19 protein-coding genes are annotated in these 17,770 nt (G+C 60.8%); 12 read left to right on the top strand and 7 right to left on the bottom strand.

From position 1 onward, the window contains the following. Window positions 1–148: 148 nt before the first annotated feature. The 4 genes from ACF07D_RS13690 to dnaA form a co-directional block, all read right to left on the bottom strand. Window positions 149–640: a DUF721 domain-containing protein gene (locus tag ACF07D_RS13690; RefSeq protein ID WP_391505274.1), complete on the bottom strand. Its 492-nt coding sequence runs from the start codon at window positions 638–640 to the stop codon at window positions 149–151. Then, entirely contained in the window at window positions 627–1,802 is a 1,176-nt protein-coding gene (gene recF, locus ACF07D_RS13685; protein WP_391505273.1) for a DNA replication/repair protein RecF, read from the bottom strand. The genes ACF07D_RS13690 and recF overlap by 14 nt, the downstream gene beginning before the upstream one ends. 3 nt (window positions 1,803–1,805) lie before the next feature. After that, on the bottom strand, window positions 1,806–2,948 hold the full coding sequence (dnaN, locus tag ACF07D_RS13680) for a DNA polymerase III subunit beta (RefSeq protein WP_119285407.1): 1,143 nt from the start codon (window positions 2,946–2,948) through the stop codon (window positions 1,806–1,808). A gap of 347 nt (window positions 2,949–3,295) precedes the next feature. Then, window positions 3,296–4,717, bottom strand: coding sequence for a chromosomal replication initiator protein DnaA (dnaA, locus tag ACF07D_RS13675; protein ID WP_119285408.1), 1,422 nt, complete (start codon window positions 4,715–4,717; stop codon window positions 3,296–3,298). A 279-nt stretch (window positions 4,718–4,996) separates the two neighbouring features. Between dnaA and rpmH the strand changes: the two genes are divergently transcribed. From rpmH to ACF07D_RS13630, 9 genes are all read left to right on the top strand, one after another. Continuing rightward, window positions 4,997–5,134: a 50S ribosomal protein L34 gene (gene rpmH / locus ACF07D_RS13670; protein ID WP_119285409.1), complete on the top strand. Its 138-nt coding sequence runs from the start codon at window positions 4,997–4,999 to the stop codon at window positions 5,132–5,134. Between the two features lie 20 nt (window positions 5,135–5,154). Next, the gene (gene rnpA / locus ACF07D_RS13665; protein WP_391505272.1) at window positions 5,155–5,508 is read left to right on the top strand and encodes a ribonuclease P protein component; all 354 of its coding nucleotides are present in this window, start codon (window positions 5,155–5,157) and stop codon (window positions 5,506–5,508) included. Then, complete coding sequence (gene yidD / locus ACF07D_RS13660) at window positions 5,505–5,816, top strand: membrane protein insertion efficiency factor YidD (protein WP_391505271.1); 312 nt, start codon at window positions 5,505–5,507, stop codon at window positions 5,814–5,816. Before rnpA ends, yidD begins: the two co-directional genes overlap by 4 nt. A gap of 4 nt (window positions 5,817–5,820) precedes the next feature. Then, the gene (yidC, locus tag ACF07D_RS13655) at window positions 5,821–6,762 is read left to right on the top strand and encodes a membrane protein insertase YidC (RefSeq protein WP_119285412.1); all 942 of its coding nucleotides are present in this window, start codon (window positions 5,821–5,823) and stop codon (window positions 6,760–6,762) included. Window positions 6,763–6,770: 8 nt separating this feature from the next. Further along, a complete protein-coding gene (locus tag ACF07D_RS13650) occupies window positions 6,771–7,268 on the top strand; it encodes a R3H domain-containing nucleic acid-binding protein (protein WP_119285413.1) in 498 nt (165 codons plus the stop codon). Between the two features lie 74 nt (window positions 7,269–7,342). Further along, a complete protein-coding gene (gene rsmG, locus ACF07D_RS13645; RefSeq protein ID WP_119285414.1) occupies window positions 7,343–7,942 on the top strand; it encodes a 16S rRNA (guanine(527)-N(7))-methyltransferase RsmG in 600 nt (199 codons plus the stop codon). After that, window positions 7,935–8,837 carry a ParA family protein gene (locus ACF07D_RS13640; protein WP_391505270.1) on the top strand — a complete coding sequence of 301 codons (903 nt, stop codon included), beginning with the start codon at window positions 7,935–7,937 and terminating at the stop codon, window positions 8,835–8,837. The genes rsmG and ACF07D_RS13640 overlap by 8 nt, the downstream gene beginning before the upstream one ends. After that, window positions 8,834–9,817, top strand: a complete 984-nt coding sequence (locus ACF07D_RS13635; RefSeq protein ID WP_119285416.1) for a ParB/RepB/Spo0J family partition protein — start codon at window positions 8,834–8,836, stop codon at window positions 9,815–9,817. The genes ACF07D_RS13640 and ACF07D_RS13635 overlap by 4 nt, the downstream gene beginning before the upstream one ends. A 62-nt stretch (window positions 9,818–9,879) precedes the next feature. Further along, window positions 9,880–10,341, top strand: coding sequence for an SRPBCC family protein (locus ACF07D_RS13630; RefSeq protein ID WP_391505269.1), 462 nt, complete (start codon window positions 9,880–9,882; stop codon window positions 10,339–10,341). A gap of 84 nt (window positions 10,342–10,425) precedes the next feature. On the opposite strand, the gene trxA is transcribed toward ACF07D_RS13630, so the two are convergent. Genes trxA through ACF07D_RS13615 form a run of 3 tightly spaced genes read right to left on the bottom strand, consistent with a single transcriptional unit; the run spans window position 10,426 to window position 14,048 of the window. Then, window positions 10,426–10,749 carry a thioredoxin gene (trxA, locus tag ACF07D_RS13625; RefSeq protein ID WP_119285418.1) on the bottom strand — a complete coding sequence of 108 codons (324 nt, stop codon included), beginning with the start codon at window positions 10,747–10,749 and terminating at the stop codon, window positions 10,426–10,428. A 29-nt stretch (window positions 10,750–10,778) separates the two neighbouring features. Next, window positions 10,779–11,732: a thioredoxin-disulfide reductase gene (gene trxB / locus ACF07D_RS13620; RefSeq protein ID WP_391505268.1), complete on the bottom strand. Its 954-nt coding sequence runs from the start codon at window positions 11,730–11,732 to the stop codon at window positions 10,779–10,781. A gap of 48 nt (window positions 11,733–11,780) precedes the next feature. After that, window positions 11,781–14,048, bottom strand: a complete 2,268-nt coding sequence (locus tag ACF07D_RS13615) for a DUF6049 family protein (RefSeq protein ID WP_391505267.1) — start codon at window positions 14,046–14,048, stop codon at window positions 11,781–11,783. A 64-nt stretch (window positions 14,049–14,112) separates the two neighbouring features. On the opposite strand from ACF07D_RS13615, the gene ACF07D_RS13610 reads away from it, so the two are divergent. The 3 genes from ACF07D_RS13610 (at window position 14,113) to ACF07D_RS13600 (ending at window position 17,510) form a co-directional block, all read left to right on the top strand. After that, window positions 14,113–15,546, top strand: coding sequence for a CCA tRNA nucleotidyltransferase (locus ACF07D_RS13610; RefSeq protein ID WP_391505345.1), 1,434 nt, complete (start codon window positions 14,113–14,115; stop codon window positions 15,544–15,546). Window positions 15,547–15,553: 7 nt separating this feature from the next. Next, the gene (locus ACF07D_RS13605) at window positions 15,554–16,342 is read left to right on the top strand and encodes a PIG-L family deacetylase (protein ID WP_391505266.1); all 789 of its coding nucleotides are present in this window, start codon (window positions 15,554–15,556) and stop codon (window positions 16,340–16,342) included. A 100-nt stretch (window positions 16,343–16,442) separates the two neighbouring features. After that, complete coding sequence (locus tag ACF07D_RS13600; protein WP_391505265.1) at window positions 16,443–17,510, top strand: inositol-3-phosphate synthase; 1,068 nt, start codon at window positions 16,443–16,445, stop codon at window positions 17,508–17,510. The last annotated feature ends 260 nt before the right edge of the window (window positions 17,511–17,770 follow it).

The following is a 17,770-nucleotide window of genomic DNA, read 5'->3' as shown; positions in this document are numbered from 1 at the left end:
ACGGGCCATTTTTGGCCTGAGGCACACTTCACCCCAACTCTATCAAGAATCGCCCCGCAAAACGGCTTTCTGGGGCGTCTGGTGGCCGTTTTTTTGGAAGGATCGTCCCCGAAAAAACTCAACACTCGTCGGAATGGCGTTGAATGCGCTATCCGTACGTGTCTCGCGGCCCTCGCCCTGGTACAACACGTGGTCCGTGACGCCACGATGGCGCCCCGGGAGCCTTGAAACGAAGATCACGAATATCTGAATCCGGATACTCGGTGAGTAGTCGAGTGAGCATCTCGGCTCGAAGTCTGCGAAGTTCCGTCGCCCACGTCGTCGAATCGCACTGAATCTCGAGCACTCCATCGCGGATGCCAGTTACCGTCGTGTGCTCAGCTGTGGCAATGCCGACGAATGTCGGCCATTCTTCCATGATTCGGGCCTGTTCAAGCTCGCTTGACCAGCCCATGTCTACTACAACAGACTCAAGCACAAGGCTGAGAGACCGCGGGTCTCGGCCGCTGCCGAACGGCCGGGAGAGTGGATCGTCTCCTGCTCTTCTCGGGCGCTTTCGTTGAATCTTCCCGCGCCACACGCTCTTTGCCCGCAGATATGCGGAGGTCGAGAACGAATCAATTGGGCTACTCAACGGCATCTCGCTCGAGAAGCGTACCTGCAGATACCTCAATGCGGTGCCATGGAAGCCCCTCGGGCACATCCCCCTCGACTGCTGCTGTTACGACGACTTGCTCGAAGTCACCAACGACGGCCATCAGTCGCTGACGCCGGCCTCTGTCGAGTTCAGCAAAGACATCATCGAGGATAATCACTGGGTCGCCGGCCGGTGACTCTGCTCGAATCACTGTGGCAAGGGCGATCTTCAAGGAGAGCGCGAACGACCAAGACTCTCCGTGGCTCGCGTAACCACGGACAGGCAGTGCGTTCAGGGCCAACACCATGTCATCTCGATGAGGCCCGACGAGAGTCACACCCCGCTCAATCTCCCGCGACCGAACGGCACTCAGTGCGCTGCGAAAATCCGACGCGAGTGTTTCACGTGAAACCTGATCGCCGGTGGCTAGTCCCGTCGTTCCACGTGAAACATCATCTACGCTGTCGTAGACGGACTCGCTCAGAGCTAAGCCCGGCGCATGATCCGCGTCAACGAGGTTTGAGTAGGCGTCAATGAGTGGTTGACGCAGGTCGGCAACGAGCTCACGTCGCGCAAGCATGATCTTTACCCCGTGCTCAATCAGCTGCTCGTCCCAGACTTCAAGCGTCGCTTGCAGTGCCGCGGTCCCCCGCGACGCGGATCGCGCTGATTTGAGGAGTGATGTTCGCTGTCGAACCACACGCTCGTAGTCAGCAATCACCCCTGCGGCAACGGGCAAGCGCGCGATGAGCGCGTCGTCCATGAAGCGTCGTCTCACCGCGGGCTCACCTCGAACAATGCTGAGGTCTTCAGGCGCAAACATAATCGACGTAAACCACCGCGTTAACTCACGCGAGCGCACCATGTTGCCGTTTACCTGGGCACGATTCGCTCCAACCCGGTTGAGCTGTGTTTCAAGCAGCACATCCCGGTCGCCAGCCACGACCCTCATCCGCAAGATTGCGGCCGGCCTTTCGGCACGAATCATCGCAGAGTCAGTAGAGACGCGATGCGATCTCAGCATCGCAAAGTAAGAAATTGCCTCGACGAGGTTTGTCTTCCCCTGGCCGTTCTTACCAATGATGAGGTTCGGGCCCTCATGCAGTGTCAGCTCGGCAGCCGCGTAATTCCGAAAGTCGCCGAGTGAAAGGTGAGCGACCCTCATTGTCTAGCGGAGCAGTAGGTTCGGCTGCAGCAGGTACCGGAAACTAGCGTCGTCGGCTTCGTCCTTGCTGCGCTGGCTCGTGATGAGCACCGGCCCGGGCTTGCCAGGGTTATCGGTTCGCGTGAATGCGATCCGTGCGAACTCCGAATGAGTCGAACGAAGTCCGTCAAGCAAGAACTGAGGCTTGAGGGAGACGATCATCTCGTCACCCTGCAGGTGGACGTCAACACTTTCAACTGCCTGAGCTGACTCAGTGCCGGCTGCCTCAAGCATCACCGCGCCTTCAGCAAAGGAAAAGCGAAGCGCTGCTTCGCGTTCGAGGACCAGACCAACACGACCAACGGCTTCAATGAGCTCGGCGGTATTTACGACTGCGTAGTTATCGACGTTCTCAGGGAACAAGCGCCCAACCGGCGGGTAGTTACCCTTAATGAGCAGCGACGTAACCGTCTTGCTTCCGCCAGTGAAAGCGATGAGTTCGCGCTCGCCATCTTTGACGATCGTGATGCGCACTTCGCCGTCGTTTGAGAAAGTCTTGCCGACCTCCGTGACAATCTTCGACGGAACCAAAGCGCTGAGATGCTCGCCTGCACCGCGATCTTCCCAGTCGAGGCCACGAGTTGCAACACGGTAGCGATCAGTTGCGGTGAGCGTGAGTGAGTTTTCAGAAACTTCGAACTGGACACCCGTAATGACGGGCGTTACGTCGTCCTTTGAGGCCGCAAGAGACACCTGCGCCACTGCGTCAGCAAAGTCCTGCGCTGGAACTGCGCCTGAGACTGAATCAACGACAGGAACCTGCGGATACTCTTCGACAGGCATAGCCGGAAGACTGAAGGATGCACTTCCGCAGCGTACTTCTACACGGCTTTCAAGAAGGGAAACTTGAACGTCGGCGTGCGGCAGTCGTTGCGCGATTTCACCAAGAAGGCGGCCAGAGACAAGTGCCCTACCTGCCTCAGCGACATCGGCGACAACACCCGTGCGGGCCGACACTTCGTAATCGAAAGACGAAATAGTGAGCTCAGCGTCCTCGGCGTGAAGAAGCACTCCACTCAGCAGCGGCTGTGTCGGGCGCTGAGGAAGCAACTTCACCGCGAACGACACTGCGTCGCTGAACACGTCACGGTTGACGGTGAATCGCATGTGTTTTCCCTTCATAGGCGCACGGGGCGCCAGCCCCACAATCTTTGCACACCTTGGTGTTTGGTGAAACCGGCCGGTGCGAAGCGGAGCGTGATTGAGTCGCTTACAAGAATTAGAAAACTTGTAATAGTAATAAGGGCTGTGGAGACTGTGGATAACTTGGGTGTTCCCTTGTCCTGCCTTGGAACTACACCCATGTGACTTGTTTGCAAGGGGTGGATAGCCGCAGATCCGCATGAAGACGGCAAACTCACAAAAATCCTGTAATTCACAGCCGAACCCGAACCCTCCACATTTTTGCGAAGTTATCCACAGTTATCCACAGGGGGCCTGTGGGTTGTGGAGTGTCACCGCCCGTTCTGCCTTACTCTCGTGGTGAGTTCAGACACCTGGTTGTACACGGAGCGCCGCTCGGTAATGAGCTGGGCAATCTTCTTGTGGGCATACATCACCGTTGTGTGATCACGTCCACCGAAGAGCTGGCCAATCTTCGGAAGTGACAGCTGGGTCAGCTCGCGGCAGAGATACATTGCGATCTGCCTGGCCAACGCAATCTGCTGAGCGCGTGACGGGCCATAGAGCTCGTCGACTGAAAGATCGAAGTACTCGGCGGTTCGACTAATGATGTCTGTGGGCTGCACCTCGTTGTCGCTATCGATCGAGATGAGGTCTTTCAAGACTGTTTTCACCAGGGGCATGTCGATGCGCTGCCGGTTGAGGTTGGCATACGCCGTCACGCGAATGAGGGTTCCCTCGAGCTCACGAATGTTTGACGAGAATTTCGAGGCGATGAACTCGAGAATGGCGTCATCGACGTCAAGGTGCTCGCGCTGAGCCTTCTTGCGGAGAATTGCGATTCGCGTTTCGAGGTCGGGCGCCTGGATGTCAGTCAACAACCCCCACTCAAAACGAGACGTGATCCGCTCCTCGAAGCCTCGCAGCTGCTTCGGTTGCACGTCGCTCGTGATGACCACCTGCTTGTTATGGCTGTGCAACGTGTTGAAAGTATGGAAAAACGCTTCTTGTGTCTCCGCTTTACCCTCAAGGAACTGAATATCGTCGACGAGTAAGACATCGACGTTGCGATAGCGATCTTGGAACTGGGCACCCTGGTTGTTCGCGATCGAATTGATGAAATCGTTGGTGAAGTCCTCAGAACTCACATAACGAACTCGGATCTCAGGGAACAGCTCTCGGGAGTAATGGCCGATAGCGTGAAGCAAGTGAGTCTTGCCGAGCCCTGAGTCGCCATAAATGAACAGTGGGTTGTATGACTGAGCCGGAGATTCAGATACCGCCAGCGCTGCCGCATGCGCAAGCCTGTTGGACTGGCCGATCACGAACGAATCAAAGTCGTACTTCTCGTTCAGGTGCGGATCCTCATATGGAACTGCCGCGGCGTGCCTGCTTCGCGGCTCCTGAATTGGTCGGTCGACGCGTACCTGGGCCGGCGGCGAAACAAACTCGCTCCGCTCAAACGCCTCCGGCTCGGGGGCCGGCACCGCGTCTTCATCAACAATCACAACGAAATTGTCGATACTCTCTGCCGTCGTGAGGCCGGCGAGAGCGCCCATGATCGGCGGGCGAAGGCGGCCGTCGAGCAGCTTCAAGGTGAAATCAGTTTGGACCGCAAGGTAGAGCGTGCCCGCTGCAACACCCCGCGGAGTGGCGAGCAACAACTGTGCCCCATAGACGGGTCCAACGGAGAGATCAGCGTTTACATGACGCTTAATCTCTTCCCAGAGTTCGGTGAGTTCTTCGTCAGACATCTACTTCTTCTTGGTGATTCACGGGTACGGCAGGGGTGAGGTTATCCACAGCTAAGTGTACCCATTGGCGCGAAATCTACGCGCTCAACCGCACATTATCCACAGGCAAGGGTTGGCCTGTAAGTAACTTCCGAGATGCCAGACTTTGACGAGTCACGAATATGGGCGTAAAGTAAGTACCTTGTATGGGCAGCAGCTCGTTTCTCGCTTGCCCAAAACCGACTTTCCCTGGGTCGTAACCCTGGGGATTCATACCATAAAGTCACGGAGTCCTGAACTATGAGCAAGCGTACCTTCCAGCCCAACAACCGCCGTCGCGCAAAGGTCCACGGTTTCCGTGCACGCATGCGCACCCGTGCAGGCCGTGCGATCATCACTGCGCGCCGTGGCAAGGGCCGCGCGAAGCTTTCCGCGTAGTTTCTGGCCGCTGAGTCATCATGCCTGCTAGGCATAATCGAGTGACTCGTGGCGAGGACTATCGCCGAATTGTCAGAACAGGGAACCGCGTAGGTGGTGCATTGTGCATTACCTACGCGGTTCCTCGTTCTATCGGCGACAATCCAACGGATACCTCCGCTAGATTCGGCTTCATCATCTCGAAAGCAGTGGGAAACGCTGTGATGCGCAACCTCCTTCGGCGAAGGATGAAGTCAGTCACAGAAGAGTTCATCCGTGACGGGGTTAGCGGTGTCGACATCGTCTTCAGAGCACTGCCGAAATCTGCTTCAGCCTCGTTTGATGAGCTGAGACACGAGATGCGACGATCGGTCCGCAGGATCCAGTCCGAATGAGGAAGCGTCTCTTGCTCGAACTCTGGCTACTGCCTCGGAATGGCGCGATAGCCATCATGAAGCTGTACCGACGCGTGATTTCGCCACTCTATGGTGAAGTCTGCAGGTATTATCCATCGTGTTCCCGGTACTCTATGGAGGCGTATCAGCAGCGCGGATTCCTCACCGGACTCGCGTTGACGATCTGGCGGTTACTCCGCTGCAACCCGTTCAGCGCTGGTGGTATCGACGATGTACCTCAGCGCAGGGCCATGTACTTTGACATAAATTCAAGCGGATTCGTCCGCCCCCGCATCCGAAAGGCCTGATCCAGTGAACTTCTTTGAGACAATTCTCTGGCCACTGAGGTGGCTTGTTGAGGTCGTCCTCGTACTCTGGCATCAACTCTTCACCACTCTTGGCATGAGTGCCGAGAGCGGCCTGACGTGGGTGCTTTCGATCATCGGCCTCGTGGTCGTCGTCCGTTCTGCGCTCATCCCAGTTACCGTGCGCCAGATCAAGTCGCAGCGCAGGATGATGGACATCCAGCCTGAGATGAAGAAGATCCAGGCAAAGTACAAGGGCAAGAACGACCAGTTCTCGCGCGAGGCGATGAGTCGCGAGACCATGGCGCTCTACAAGAAGCACGGCACCAATCCGTTCTCGTCGTGCCTCCCGATCCTGATCCAGATGCCAGTCTTCTTCTCGCTCTTCTACGTGCTCCGTAAGGCATCAGAAAACACTGTCGGCATCGGCCTGATGGACCGCGAGCTCACTGACAGCTTTAACCAGGCTTCGATCTTCGGCGCTCCCCTGAAAATGAACTTTACCCAGGGCTGGGAATCTCAAAACTGGGTTGTCGTTGGCCTGCTTGGCTCCATCGTTGTCCTTATGATCGCGTCGCAGTTCTTCACACAACTGCAGATCATGTCGAAGAACGTCTCTGATGAGACCAAGAACTCGCCGATGTACCGCCAGCAGAAGATCCTGCTCTACATCATCCCGTTCGCGTTCCTGTTCTCGGGCGTCACCTTCCCGCTCGCACTCAACATCTACTGGATGACATCGAACATCTGGACGATGGCACAGCAGGGCATCGTTATCAACACCATGCCGAACCCCGGCTCCGAGGCGTGGCGTGCACGCCAGGCCCGACTCAAGGCAAAGGGTAAGCTGACTGAGGACGCACCTGAGGCAAGCAATGAGGCATCGCCGCAGCAACAAGGCCAGCGTCAGCAGCCCATCAGCGCAAAGCGCGCCAAGAAGAAGAAGTGAGGACGGCCGTGACTGAAGAGCGCGAAGTCGTGGAGACCGAGGAGCTGAGCCTCGAAACCCTCGAGGCCGACGGCGATCTCGCCGCCGACTACCTCGAAGGTCTGCTTGATATCGCAGACCTTGACGGAGATCTCGACATCACCGTGGAGAACGGCCGCGCCTACGTTTCGGTCACTGGCGGTGGTGTGAGCATCGATCGCATTGCCGCGCCTGACACCGTTCAGGCCCTGCAAGACCTGACCCGCCTCGCGGTTCAGGCGAAGACAGGTCGATTCTCACGCCTCATCATCGACGTGGCCGGATCGCGGGTTGCTCGAGAAGAGCAGCTGACGGGCATGGTCGACGCGGCGATTGCGCAGATTGCGGCTGGCCGCGATGAGGTGCGTCTTGAACCGATGTCCTCCTACGAGCGTAAGCTCGTGCACGACCAGGTCGCTGAGCGCGGATACCACTCAGAGTCGCAGGGCGAAGGCAAAGGCCGGCGTCTCGTTATCCGCGCAGCCTAGATAGGTTTCACGTGAAACAGGACGACGGGGGCCAGAGCGCTCTGCTTGAGACCGAGCCTGCAGCCGCCGCTGAAATGGCTGGCAAGCAGATCGAAACGCTGCGCGCATTCGCTACTGATCTCGCCGCTCGAGGTGAGGAGCTTGGACTCATCGGTCCACTCGAGCTGCCCCGATTGTGGACGCGTCACATTCTCAACAGTGCGGTTCTCGCACCCCTCCTGCGCGAGGGCGGTCGCGTCGCCGACATCGGAACGGGCGGCGGCATGCCTGGCCTTGTCCTTGGCATCATTCGGCCGGACGTCGAAGTGTTTCTTGTTGAACCGATGGAACGTCGGTGTGTGTGGCTGAATGAACAGATCGAGCGCCTCGAGCTTGCGAACACCCATGTGAAGCGCGGACGGGCAGAAGAGTTCCATGGCGCGTTTGAAGCCGACCAGATCACAGCACGGGCAGTGACGGCGCTCAAGAAGCTCGTGCCACTGACAGTCCCACTCCTCCGGGAAGGGGGCGAGCTGCTATTCCTCAAGGGTGCTGCGATCCATGACGAGATTGAAGCAGCCCAAAAGGTGTTGCGGCGGCACAAGGTACGCGATATTGAGGTGCTCGAACTTGGCGCAGAGCAACTCGCTGAGAGCACCCGGGTCTTCCGCGCTAAAGTAGGTACTCATGGCTGAGAAACCACTCGTCGCCGACCATCTGGAAGACAAGATCAAGCGCCGCAAGCGACTTGCGAGCACGCCGTCTCCGCTGCCTTCTGAGACTCGAATCATTACGGTCTCAAACCAAAAGGGTGGCGTCGGCAAGACGACAACGACCGTGAATCTCGCCTCTGCCCTCGCGCGGCGCGGGGCGAACGTGCTCGTCATTGATCTTGACCCGCAAGGAAACGCGTCGACGGCCCTCGGCGTTCCCCACCGCCCCGAGATCACGAGCGTGTATGAGGTTCTTCTCGGCGACGCGTCGATTGAAGAGGCAATTCAAGTCTCGAGCGATCATGACAACCTGATGTGTGTCCCATCGACAATCAATCTTGCCGGGGCTGAGATCGAGCTCGTCTCCCTTGTCGCTCGGGAGCAGCGCCTGCGCACGGCACTCGACGCTTTTTTGAAGGGCTCAACACGCGAGTACCACTATGTCTTCATTGACTGCCCTCCCTCGCTGGGGCTCTTGACAGTGAACGCCTTCGTCGCAGGTGGAGAAGTGTTGATCCCGATCCAGTGCGAATACTACGCACTTGAGGGCCTCAGCCAGCTCCTCGGAAACATTCAGTTGATCCAGAAACACCTGAACCCTGAACTTCGGGTCTCCACGATCCTGCTCACGATGTACGACGCCCGCACGAATCTTGCTCAGGAAGTGGCGAACGAGGTACGTCAGCACTTCCCCAAGGAAGTGCTCGATGCAGTAATTCCCAGATCAGTGCGGATCTCGGAGGCACCAAGCTACGGCCAGACTGTCCACGAGTACGACAGCGGCTCCATCGGAGCCCTCGCGTATCTCGAAGCAGCTGCCGAGGTCGCCGAACGCGGCGCGCCCACGACGACTACTGACAAGGGAGACCAGGGATGACAGCGAAGAAGCGGAGTGGTCTTGGCCGCGGCATTGGCGCTCTGATTCCGCAGTCCCCCAGCGAGGGCGAGCGTCCGGTCGACGTGTTCTTCCCAGCCGCCGGTGCAGCGGCGGCGGCCGCGGCAAACGCTGAGGCAGCTGAGCAGGAGGCGGAGCTCCTCGAAGTTCCCGGAGCGGAGCTGCGTTCGCTGAGCGTCACAGATATCGTTCCGAACAAGCTTCAGCCGCGCACCGAGTTCGACGAAGAGGCACTCGAGGAGCTCACTCACTCTGTGCGTGAATTCGGCGTGTTCCAGCCCATCGTTGTCCGCGAGATTTCGCCGAAGCCGCGCTCGGGCGCGAAGTATGAGCTCATCATGGGCGAGCGCCGTCTTCGCGCGTCAAAGCGTGCCGGCCGCGACACTATTCCCGCAATCGTTCGGTCGACAGCTGACGAACACATGCTGCGGGACGCGCTCCTTGAGAACCTGCACCGCGCTCAACTGAACCCACTTGAGGAAGCCTCTGCGTACCAGCAACTGTTGGCCGACTTTGGCATCACCCAAGAGCAGCTTGCCGAGCGTATCGGCCGGTCCCGCCCCCAGATCTCAAATACGATCCGACTCTTGAAGCTGCCAGAACCCGTGCAGACCCGAGTCGCTGCTGGCGTGTTGACTGCCGGGCACGCCCGCGCGATCCTCGCTCTCGACGGAAACGTTCACGCGATGCAGTCGCTGTCGGATCGCATCGTGAATGAGGGGCTCTCGGTGCGCGCAGCCGAAGCCATCGCAAGCGAGACGCCCAAGCAAAAGACGCCGAAGGCGCGTCCAGGCGCCGTGCAGGCGCAGTTGAGCGAGATCGCCGACAGGCTTGGCGATCGGTTTGACACAAGAGTGTCAGTCAAACTTGGCGCCAAGAAGGGGCAGATCGCGATCGAATTCGCGACGATCGCTGACCTCAAGCGCATTCTTGACGAACTCGGAGATCCGGGCTTTAACTAACAGGTTTCGACGGCGAGGGTTCTCCTGAAAACTCACGCAGGTGAAGGTGTTTGACTGGGGCGATGGAAGACTCAGAACGACAGATTTCAGCGACACGGTTCATTGCTGCGTCGCCCGAGGCGCTCTTTGAGCTCATCGCCGACCCAGCCGCGCAGCCCAGATGGGACGGGAACAACAACCTCTCGAGCGCTGCCCCCGGCCAGCGTGTCCGTGCGGTCGGCGACGTGTTCGTGATGACGAATATCGGTGATCGCGTGCGAGAAAACCACGTCGTAGAATTCATCGAGGGACGACTCATCGCGTGGCGGCCCTCCCCCGTCGGTGAATCGGCGCCAGGACATCTCTGGCGGTGGGAACTCGAGCCGACAACTGGTGGAACCCTGGTGCGCCACAGTTACGACTGGTCAGAGCTCACTGATCCGGCCAGATTCGAACGAGCGCGCGCGAACACGCCGGAGACGCTTCGTGCTTCGATCGACAGACTCGCTGAACTCGCCGAGGACACGGCAGCTGCCCACGACTAGGTCGAAACTACTCCCGCAGGCAACAACAAAGGAGGCCCCGGACAGCCGTTAAGCTGTCCGGGGCCTCCCCCGTTGTCACCGTGCTCAGATGATGCCGGTGAGCTCGTTCTCGATCATCTGCTTGGGCATTGCGCCGATGATCTCGTGGACCTCGCTGCCGCCTTTGAAGACCTTCATCGCGGGGATGGAGGTGATGCGGTACTGCGCGGCGAGTGCTGGGTTCTCGTCGACATTAAGCTTGGCGATGAGGATCTTGCCCTCCTGCTCCTGAGCGATCTCAGCGAGTACGGGTGCCACAGCCCGGCAGGGCCCGCACCACGCGGCCCAAAAATCGACGAGAACTGGGATCTCGCTCTGCAGCACGACCTTCTCGAAGGTCTGCTCGTCAACGTTGATTGGCTCGTTCATAGTGAAACTCCTTCTGCTCTGACTGCTGGTTAGCCTGCGACTGGTACGGCGACGCTGGCGTCTTCGACTGCAGCGAGGTACCGCTCGGCGTCGAGCGCCGCGACGGTGCCAGATGCTGCAGCCGTGATTGCCTGGCGGTAGCTCGGATCGATGACGTCACCCGCAGCGAAAACGCCAGGGACCGAAGTGAGCGATGTCCGCCCCTCGACGGCAATGGTGCCTTCGTCGGTGAGGTCGAGCTTGCCGTGCACAAGGTGTGTACGTGGATCGTTTCCGACCGCGATGAACAGTCCCTCGATGGGAAGCTCGCTGACTGAGCCGTCTACAGTGTTGCGCAGGCTGAGTCGGTCTGCCGAACCCTCGCCGTGGATTTCGGTGACCTCGGAGTTCCAGATGAACTCGATCTTCTCGTTGTCGAATGCGCGCTGCTGCATGATCTTCGACGCCTTGAGCGAATCGCGGCGGTGAATGACGTAGACCTTCTTCGCGAATCGAGTGAGGAAGGTTGCCTCCTCCATAGCTGAGTCGCCGCCGCCGACAACCGCGATTGTCTTGTCGCGGAAGAAGAATCCGTCGCAGGTTGCGCACCAGGAGACCCCGTGACCGGAGAGACGCTCCTCGCCCTCAACGCCAAGCTTGCGGTAGGCAGAACCCGTCGCGAAGATGATGGAGCGGGCTTCATGCACGGTACCGGTTGTATCGGTCACGCGCTTGATCTCGCCGGAGAAGTCGACCTCCGCAATATCGTCGTAGATGACCTCCGTGCCAAAACGCTCGGCCTGCTCCTGCATCTTCTGCATGAGATCGGGGCCCTGGATCCCCTCCGGGAAGCCGGGGAAGTTCTCGACCTCAGTCGTGTTCATGAGCTCGCCGCCCATGCTCACCTGGCTCGCGAAAAGCTGCGGCGAGAGTTCAGCTCGCGCAGCGTAGATTGCTGCAGTAAACCCGGCAGGGCCCGAGCCGATAATGATGACCTCGCGCATGATTCTCCTTATGCTGTGCCGTGTGGCTGATAGGCGGTACAACCCATCCTAAAGGCGCACTATTCCCCCCGCGCTGAGTGTGCGTCGTCTGCGGATGCTTCGCCAGATCCCGAACCCGAACAGCAGTGCAGCCGCGGAGCCGAGTAGCGCGATCGCGACAGTCTCAACGGCACTGCTGATTGTCACCTCGAGCCGCCCGGTTGACGCGGTGTATTCGCCATCGGTGCTCGTTACCGAGAGCAGCAGCGCGGAGTCACCGGATGAGACCCGACTTGTTGCCGGAACGAGCACCCGTTCGCTCGAGTCCTCGGGCAGCTGAATGTCGCGAAAGGTGCGTTCGGGAAGGCTGAGCGCAGCGGAAGTGGGCGAGACCTCGAGAGTGACAACGGCGTCGAACGGGAGGGAGTTGCGAAGCTGGATCGGGATCTTGGTTGACCCGCCGACGAGCTGCGCCCGCTTCGTCCCGACGAGCCTGACACCATCGTGGAGTTCTGCGTCGCGCTTCGCGAACTGCCTGGCGACCTCCGGGAAGTCAGCTTCAGGGGCCGAATAGCCTGTTGAGAACAACGTGAGGAGACGCATTCTCTGGTAACTGTCGAGATACTCGGGATTCACGAGAGTGGCGCGCGCTTCGAGCACGCTGGCCTCGTTGTCGACAGCCTCGGCAAGCAGCTCCACCCTCTCTTCGGTTGGAGCCTGAGCCCTCAGCGTTGCGGTGCCCTCGCTCTGAGCGGTGTGCGCGATTGACTTGACCCACCGCTGGGTCGTGAGGTCTGCGAGCACACGTTCGGGGTGTTCGTGTGCCGCAGAGCCGCCCCGGTCGACACCGAGGACAATCCCCTTCACCTCTGAATCAGCTGCGAGCGTCAGGCGCGCAGCTGCCTGGGCCGCGCCAAGCGCCCGCTCGGCATCGGTCGCACCCGCAAGCGCGAGCTGAACGCCGGCGTCAAGCTCGGCGTCGGTGACGAGCGCACTCCCACCTTCCCCGAGGCCAGCGCGTGGTCCGCCAGTCAGAGCGACGTTATCTGAGCGCAGAACTGTGAAATCGATCCCTGAGTTGCGCAGCAGATTCAAGGTGCCGGAGCCGACCTGGCCCGGGCCTGGCCAAGCACCTGCGAGACCATTCGACCATTCGGCAAGCGCCTCGTCAGACGGAACCTCTGCGCTCTCGTCGGGGCTGCCTGGCTCTCCCTCGCCCTCCGCGTCTTCTACGCTCGGTGTCGCCGCAGGATTCGCAGCTGCGTCGCTGTCCGTTGCATCGGGCGCGCCATCAAGGTTCGCTGCATCGACAGCGGGCTCCCACGCGCCGAAGCGCGTGACGAACTCGAAGCCTTCGGGCTGGAGCAGCTCAGTCGCACCAAGAGCCGACTGCGCAGCAGGATCCGCATCGCCGAATTGCAGCATGAATGTCGACAGCGAGGTCGACTCGAGCCGCGCGACAAGATCTCGAGCAGGCTGCGGTGCCTCAGTTCCGTAAGCGCGGACTGCGGCGACGTACCGCGGGTCGATCGCGAGCACGGCCTGCGTGCGCGTCGCGAAATCGACGAGCGCATCGAGGCGAGGCGTTTCGCTGGCGAGCTGGGCCCGGGTCGGCAGCGACTGCACTTTCGTGGACAGAGTGAGTGGAACAACCGACGTCAGGTCGACCGCGGCGTCTGCCTGGTGCGGGCCGCTCCACACAATCGGGGAAAATGCAGACAGGCTCGCAGCCGACCCCGAATCGCTCGCGCGGTATGTCGCGTAGACGGGATAGACGCCATGCCCCGTTGAAGTGAATGAGGGAATATCTGTGAGCGAAACTGTGACCGTCGCGGTCTGCTCCTTTCCGCCGGCGATCGCGTCGATCGCGGCGGTCGCGAGCACCGTGCGCTGCGGGGCTGCGCGTTCGGCGTCGGCGTCGGGGCCTTGCCCCTTTGCGTCGCCGGCCCCGTCTGCCGCGCTCGCCTCCGAGTCGAGCGGCGGCGCATCCGCAGTTGCAGCGAGCTCCTCAGGGCGAGGGATCGCCGAGCTCCCGGTCAGGCGGTCGCCGATGGCTAACTCAACTGACCCCTCAGGGACGCTCAGCTCGCCCGAGTTTTGCAGCAGCACGGTGAACTTCACCTCGGTCGCGGTGCTCTCAACGATCGGTGTTTCTGGTGCGACGATGAGCCGCAGCTCTGGTTGCTCGACCTCATCACTGTCGACAGCCCCGCCCCCGGGCGGGGTTTCTGCCGCGCGTTCACCAACCGCGGCAAGGGCGGCGGGAGTGCCGCCAGCGAGCAGTGCGGCAACGATCAACGCAGCCGCTACTGCCCTCGGTCGCCGGAGAAGTCGCATGAGTGTAAGTGTAGAGATGTCTTGGCACCGGTACCCTGAGTGGGTGCTTTCTCTTGCCGAATCAATGATCGAACTTCGCCGAATCGCCGAGTCGCGGCCCGTTGCCACCCTTGCGACGGCGTTCGCGGAGGCCGGGTTTGAATTCGCGCTGGTTGGCGGTCCAGTGCGCGACGCGATGTTAGGTCGCCGCGTTACAGACCTCGACTTCACGACTTCGGCGCGACCGGAGCAGACGCGTGCGATCTTGGAGACGCTTACCAACAACATATGGGACATCGGCCGAGACTTTGGCACGATTGCTGCGCAGATCTTCGGCGAACAGGTGGAGATCACCACCTATCGTGCCGAGACCTACCGCGACGACTCGCGCAAGCCCGAGGTGAGCTTCGGCGACTCCATTGATGGCGACCTTGTTCGACGCGACTTTACAATCAACGCGCTTGCCCTCATGCTTCCTGAGCTTCGGCTTGTCGATGTGTCGGGCGGTGTCGAGGACCTCGTGGCCGGACGCATCGTCACCCCTGCCTCGGCGGAAGCATCTTTTACCGACGATCCGCTCCGAATGCTGCGTGCGGCGAGGTTTGCCGCGCAGCTTGGGTTCGAGGTTGCCGAAGAGACCGAAGCCGCGATGGTGCGGTTTGCTGACAGGCTCGACATCATCTCCGCGGAGCGGGTGCGCGATGAATTCACGAAGCTCCTGCTCACGACCGATCCGGTTCCTGGCATCCGGCTCCTTGTTGACACGGGGCTCGCCGAGCGGTTCCTGCCCGAGCTTGTCGCTCTCGTCACGACGCAGGACGACCATGGCAGGCACAAAGACGTGTATGAGCACAGCTTGACGGTGCTGACTCAGGCCATTGAGCTCGAGCACTCTCGGCACGCGGGTGACTCAGGTCAACCGTTTGTGCCCGACCTCGTTGTGCGTCTTGCAGCGCTATTGCACGACATCGGCAAGCCAGCGACGAGGCGATTTGAGCACGGCGGTGTCACTTTTCACCACCACGATATTGTCGGCGCGAAGCTGACACGCAAACGCCTGCGTGAGCTGCGTTTCGATAACACGACGATCAAGCGGGTAGCGCGGCTCGTGGAACTTCACCTTCGATTCTTCGGCTACAGCGATCAGCAGTGGACCGACTCGGCGGTGCGCCGCTACGTCAGGGACGCGGGCGGAGAACTCGAACAGCTGCACATCCTCACCCGCGCGGATGTGACGACGCGTAACCGGCGCAAGGCCGAGCGTCTTGAACATGCGTACGACGACATTGAACGTCGTATCGCGGCGCTTGCCGAAGAGGAGCAGCTCGCCGCCGTGCGCCCGGAGCTTGATGGCGCCGCGATCATGCGACTGCTCGAGATTCCGCCTGGCCCCCTCGTGGGCCGCGCGTACTCTTTCCTCCTTGAACTCCGCCTCGACGAGGGGGTCATCGGGGAGGAAGCTGCGGCAGAGAGACTTTTGTCTTGGTATCGGGAACAGACCGAGGGCGCAGAGGGTTAGAGCTAGCGTGACTACAGATCCTGCACAGTGGTTTTCGGGCGCGACACGCGTGATGTTCGTGCACGCTCATCCCGACGACGAGACGATTACGACTGGCGGCACGCTCGCCGCGCTGTCTGAAGCCGGGCGCGAGCCACTCGTTGTCACGCTCACCAGGGGCGAGCGCGGCGAAGTTGTTGACGGCCCACTCGCCCACCTGGCAGGGACGGACGGCCTCGCCCCGCACAGGCAAGCCGAGCTTTCTGCCGCGCTCGCGATGCTCGGGGTCGAACGTCATGCGTTTCTTGGAGTTGCGCCGGCGCGGGCCGAGGGGCTCCAGCCGACGATCTACGAGGATTCAGGGATGGAGTGGCTTGCCTCCGGGCAAGCCGGGCCCAGCGCCGACGCAACCGTTGACGCGCTCACGGTTGTGCCTGCGGTCGAGTCTTTGAACGACCTCTTCGCCGCGGCGAACGAGGCCGGTGCAGGGGCGATTGTGAGCTACGACGACGGGGGTGGCTACGGTCATCCGGACCACGTCCATGCGCACCGGATCGCGCGCGCCGTCGCGATCGCGCTTGATCTTCCGTTCTGGGAGATCGTGACTGACATTGACACGGTCGACGAGCCCGATACTGGGACCGACGGAGGAAAAACCGAGGCACACGACGTGGCGCCGTGGCTTGGGAGAAAAGTCGTCGCGCTGCGGGCGTACGCGACTCAGCTGACGGTCGAAGGCGACGAGATCGTCCATGTTGGCGGGCAGCGCCAGGCGATCTCGCCTGTTGAAGCATTCCGGCTCCGGCATCCCGGGTAGCCATGTTCGCCGATCGCGGCGCAGGATCAACGCCCAGCCTGGGCGATTACACTAGACGGTTGGGCCTATTGGCCGCCGGAGAGAGAAATATGGGGTTTCGATGAGTGTGAAGGTTGCCCTCGCGGGAATTGGAAACTGCGTGAGTTCGCTCGTGCAGGGTGTCGAGTACTACCGCGACGCCGCAGATGACGCCGAGGTTCCCGGGCTCATGCACGTTCGCCTCGGCGGGTACCACGTGTCTGATCTTGAGTTCGTTGCGGCATTCGACGTCGACGCAGAGAAGGTCGGAAAAGACCTCTCTGAGGCTATTTGGGCCGGGCGCAACAACACGATCAAGTTCTCGGATGTGCCCCACATTGGCCTCGAGGTGCTCCGCGCTCCGACGTACGACGGCCTTGGCATGTACTACCGCGACGAGGTTGTCGAGTCGACCGCAACACCCGTCGATGTCGCGCAGGCACTGCGCGACTCTGGCGCTGAGGTGCTCGCATGCTATCTGCCAGTCGGCAGCGAGGAAGCAGTGAAGTTTTACGCGCAGGCAGCACTTGAAGCTGGTGTTGCGTTCGTCAACGCCATTCCTGTGTTCGTCGCAAGCGACCCCGAGTGGGCGGCAAAGTTCACCGAGGCAGGGCTGCCAATCGTTGGAGACGATATTAAGAGCCAGGTTGGGGCGACGATCACCCACCGTGTGCTCGCCCGTCTGCTCGAAAGCCGTGGCATCTCGCTTGACCACACCTATCAGCTGAATGTCGGCGGCAACATGGACTTCAAGAACATGCTTGAGCGCAGCCGCCTGCACTCGAAGAAGATCTCGAAGACGCAGGCAGTTACCTCGAACATCTCGGCAGATCTTCCGGCAGAGGACGTGCACGTCGGGCCGAGCGACCATGTGCCGTGGCTTGAGGATCGCAAGTTCGCGTTCGTACGTCTCGAAGGCCGCGGGTTCGGCGATGTGCCGATGATGCTCGAATACAAGCTTGAGGTGTGGGACTCCCCCAACTCGGCAGGCACGATGATCGACGCGATCCGCACCGCGAAGGTCGCACTCGACCGCGGGCACGGCGGACCGGTCGAGGCCGCGTCGGCGTACTTTATGAAGTCCCCGCCGGTGCAGAAGCCTGACGAGGAGGCCCGAGCCGAGCTCGAGGCATTTATCGCCGGCGCCTAGGCAGTATTGGCAGGCTCGGCGCGTACGCCGGCTCGCCCGCTTACCCGGCTGGCCCCACTTACCGCGTCCGGCCGCCCCGCCCCGCCGCCCCGTCGTCCGGCCGCCCCGCCGTCCGGCCGCCCGGGCGTCCGCCCTGGCGAGCTTCTAGAGTTGGCAGTTGTGGGGCCACTGGAGACTGCCCCAGCAACCCAACAAGCAAACCAACATGCGGGACGGGGGCGCGTGGTGGTGACGGTGGGGGGGAGTGGCGGAGGGACGGG

It is taken from the genome of Leucobacter sp. NPDC015123 (assembly GCF_043080205.1).
Lineage (GTDB): Bacteria > Actinomycetota > Actinomycetes > Actinomycetales > Microbacteriaceae > Leucobacter > Leucobacter aridicollis_A.
This window is presented reverse-complemented; position numbering and strand designations above follow the sequence as displayed.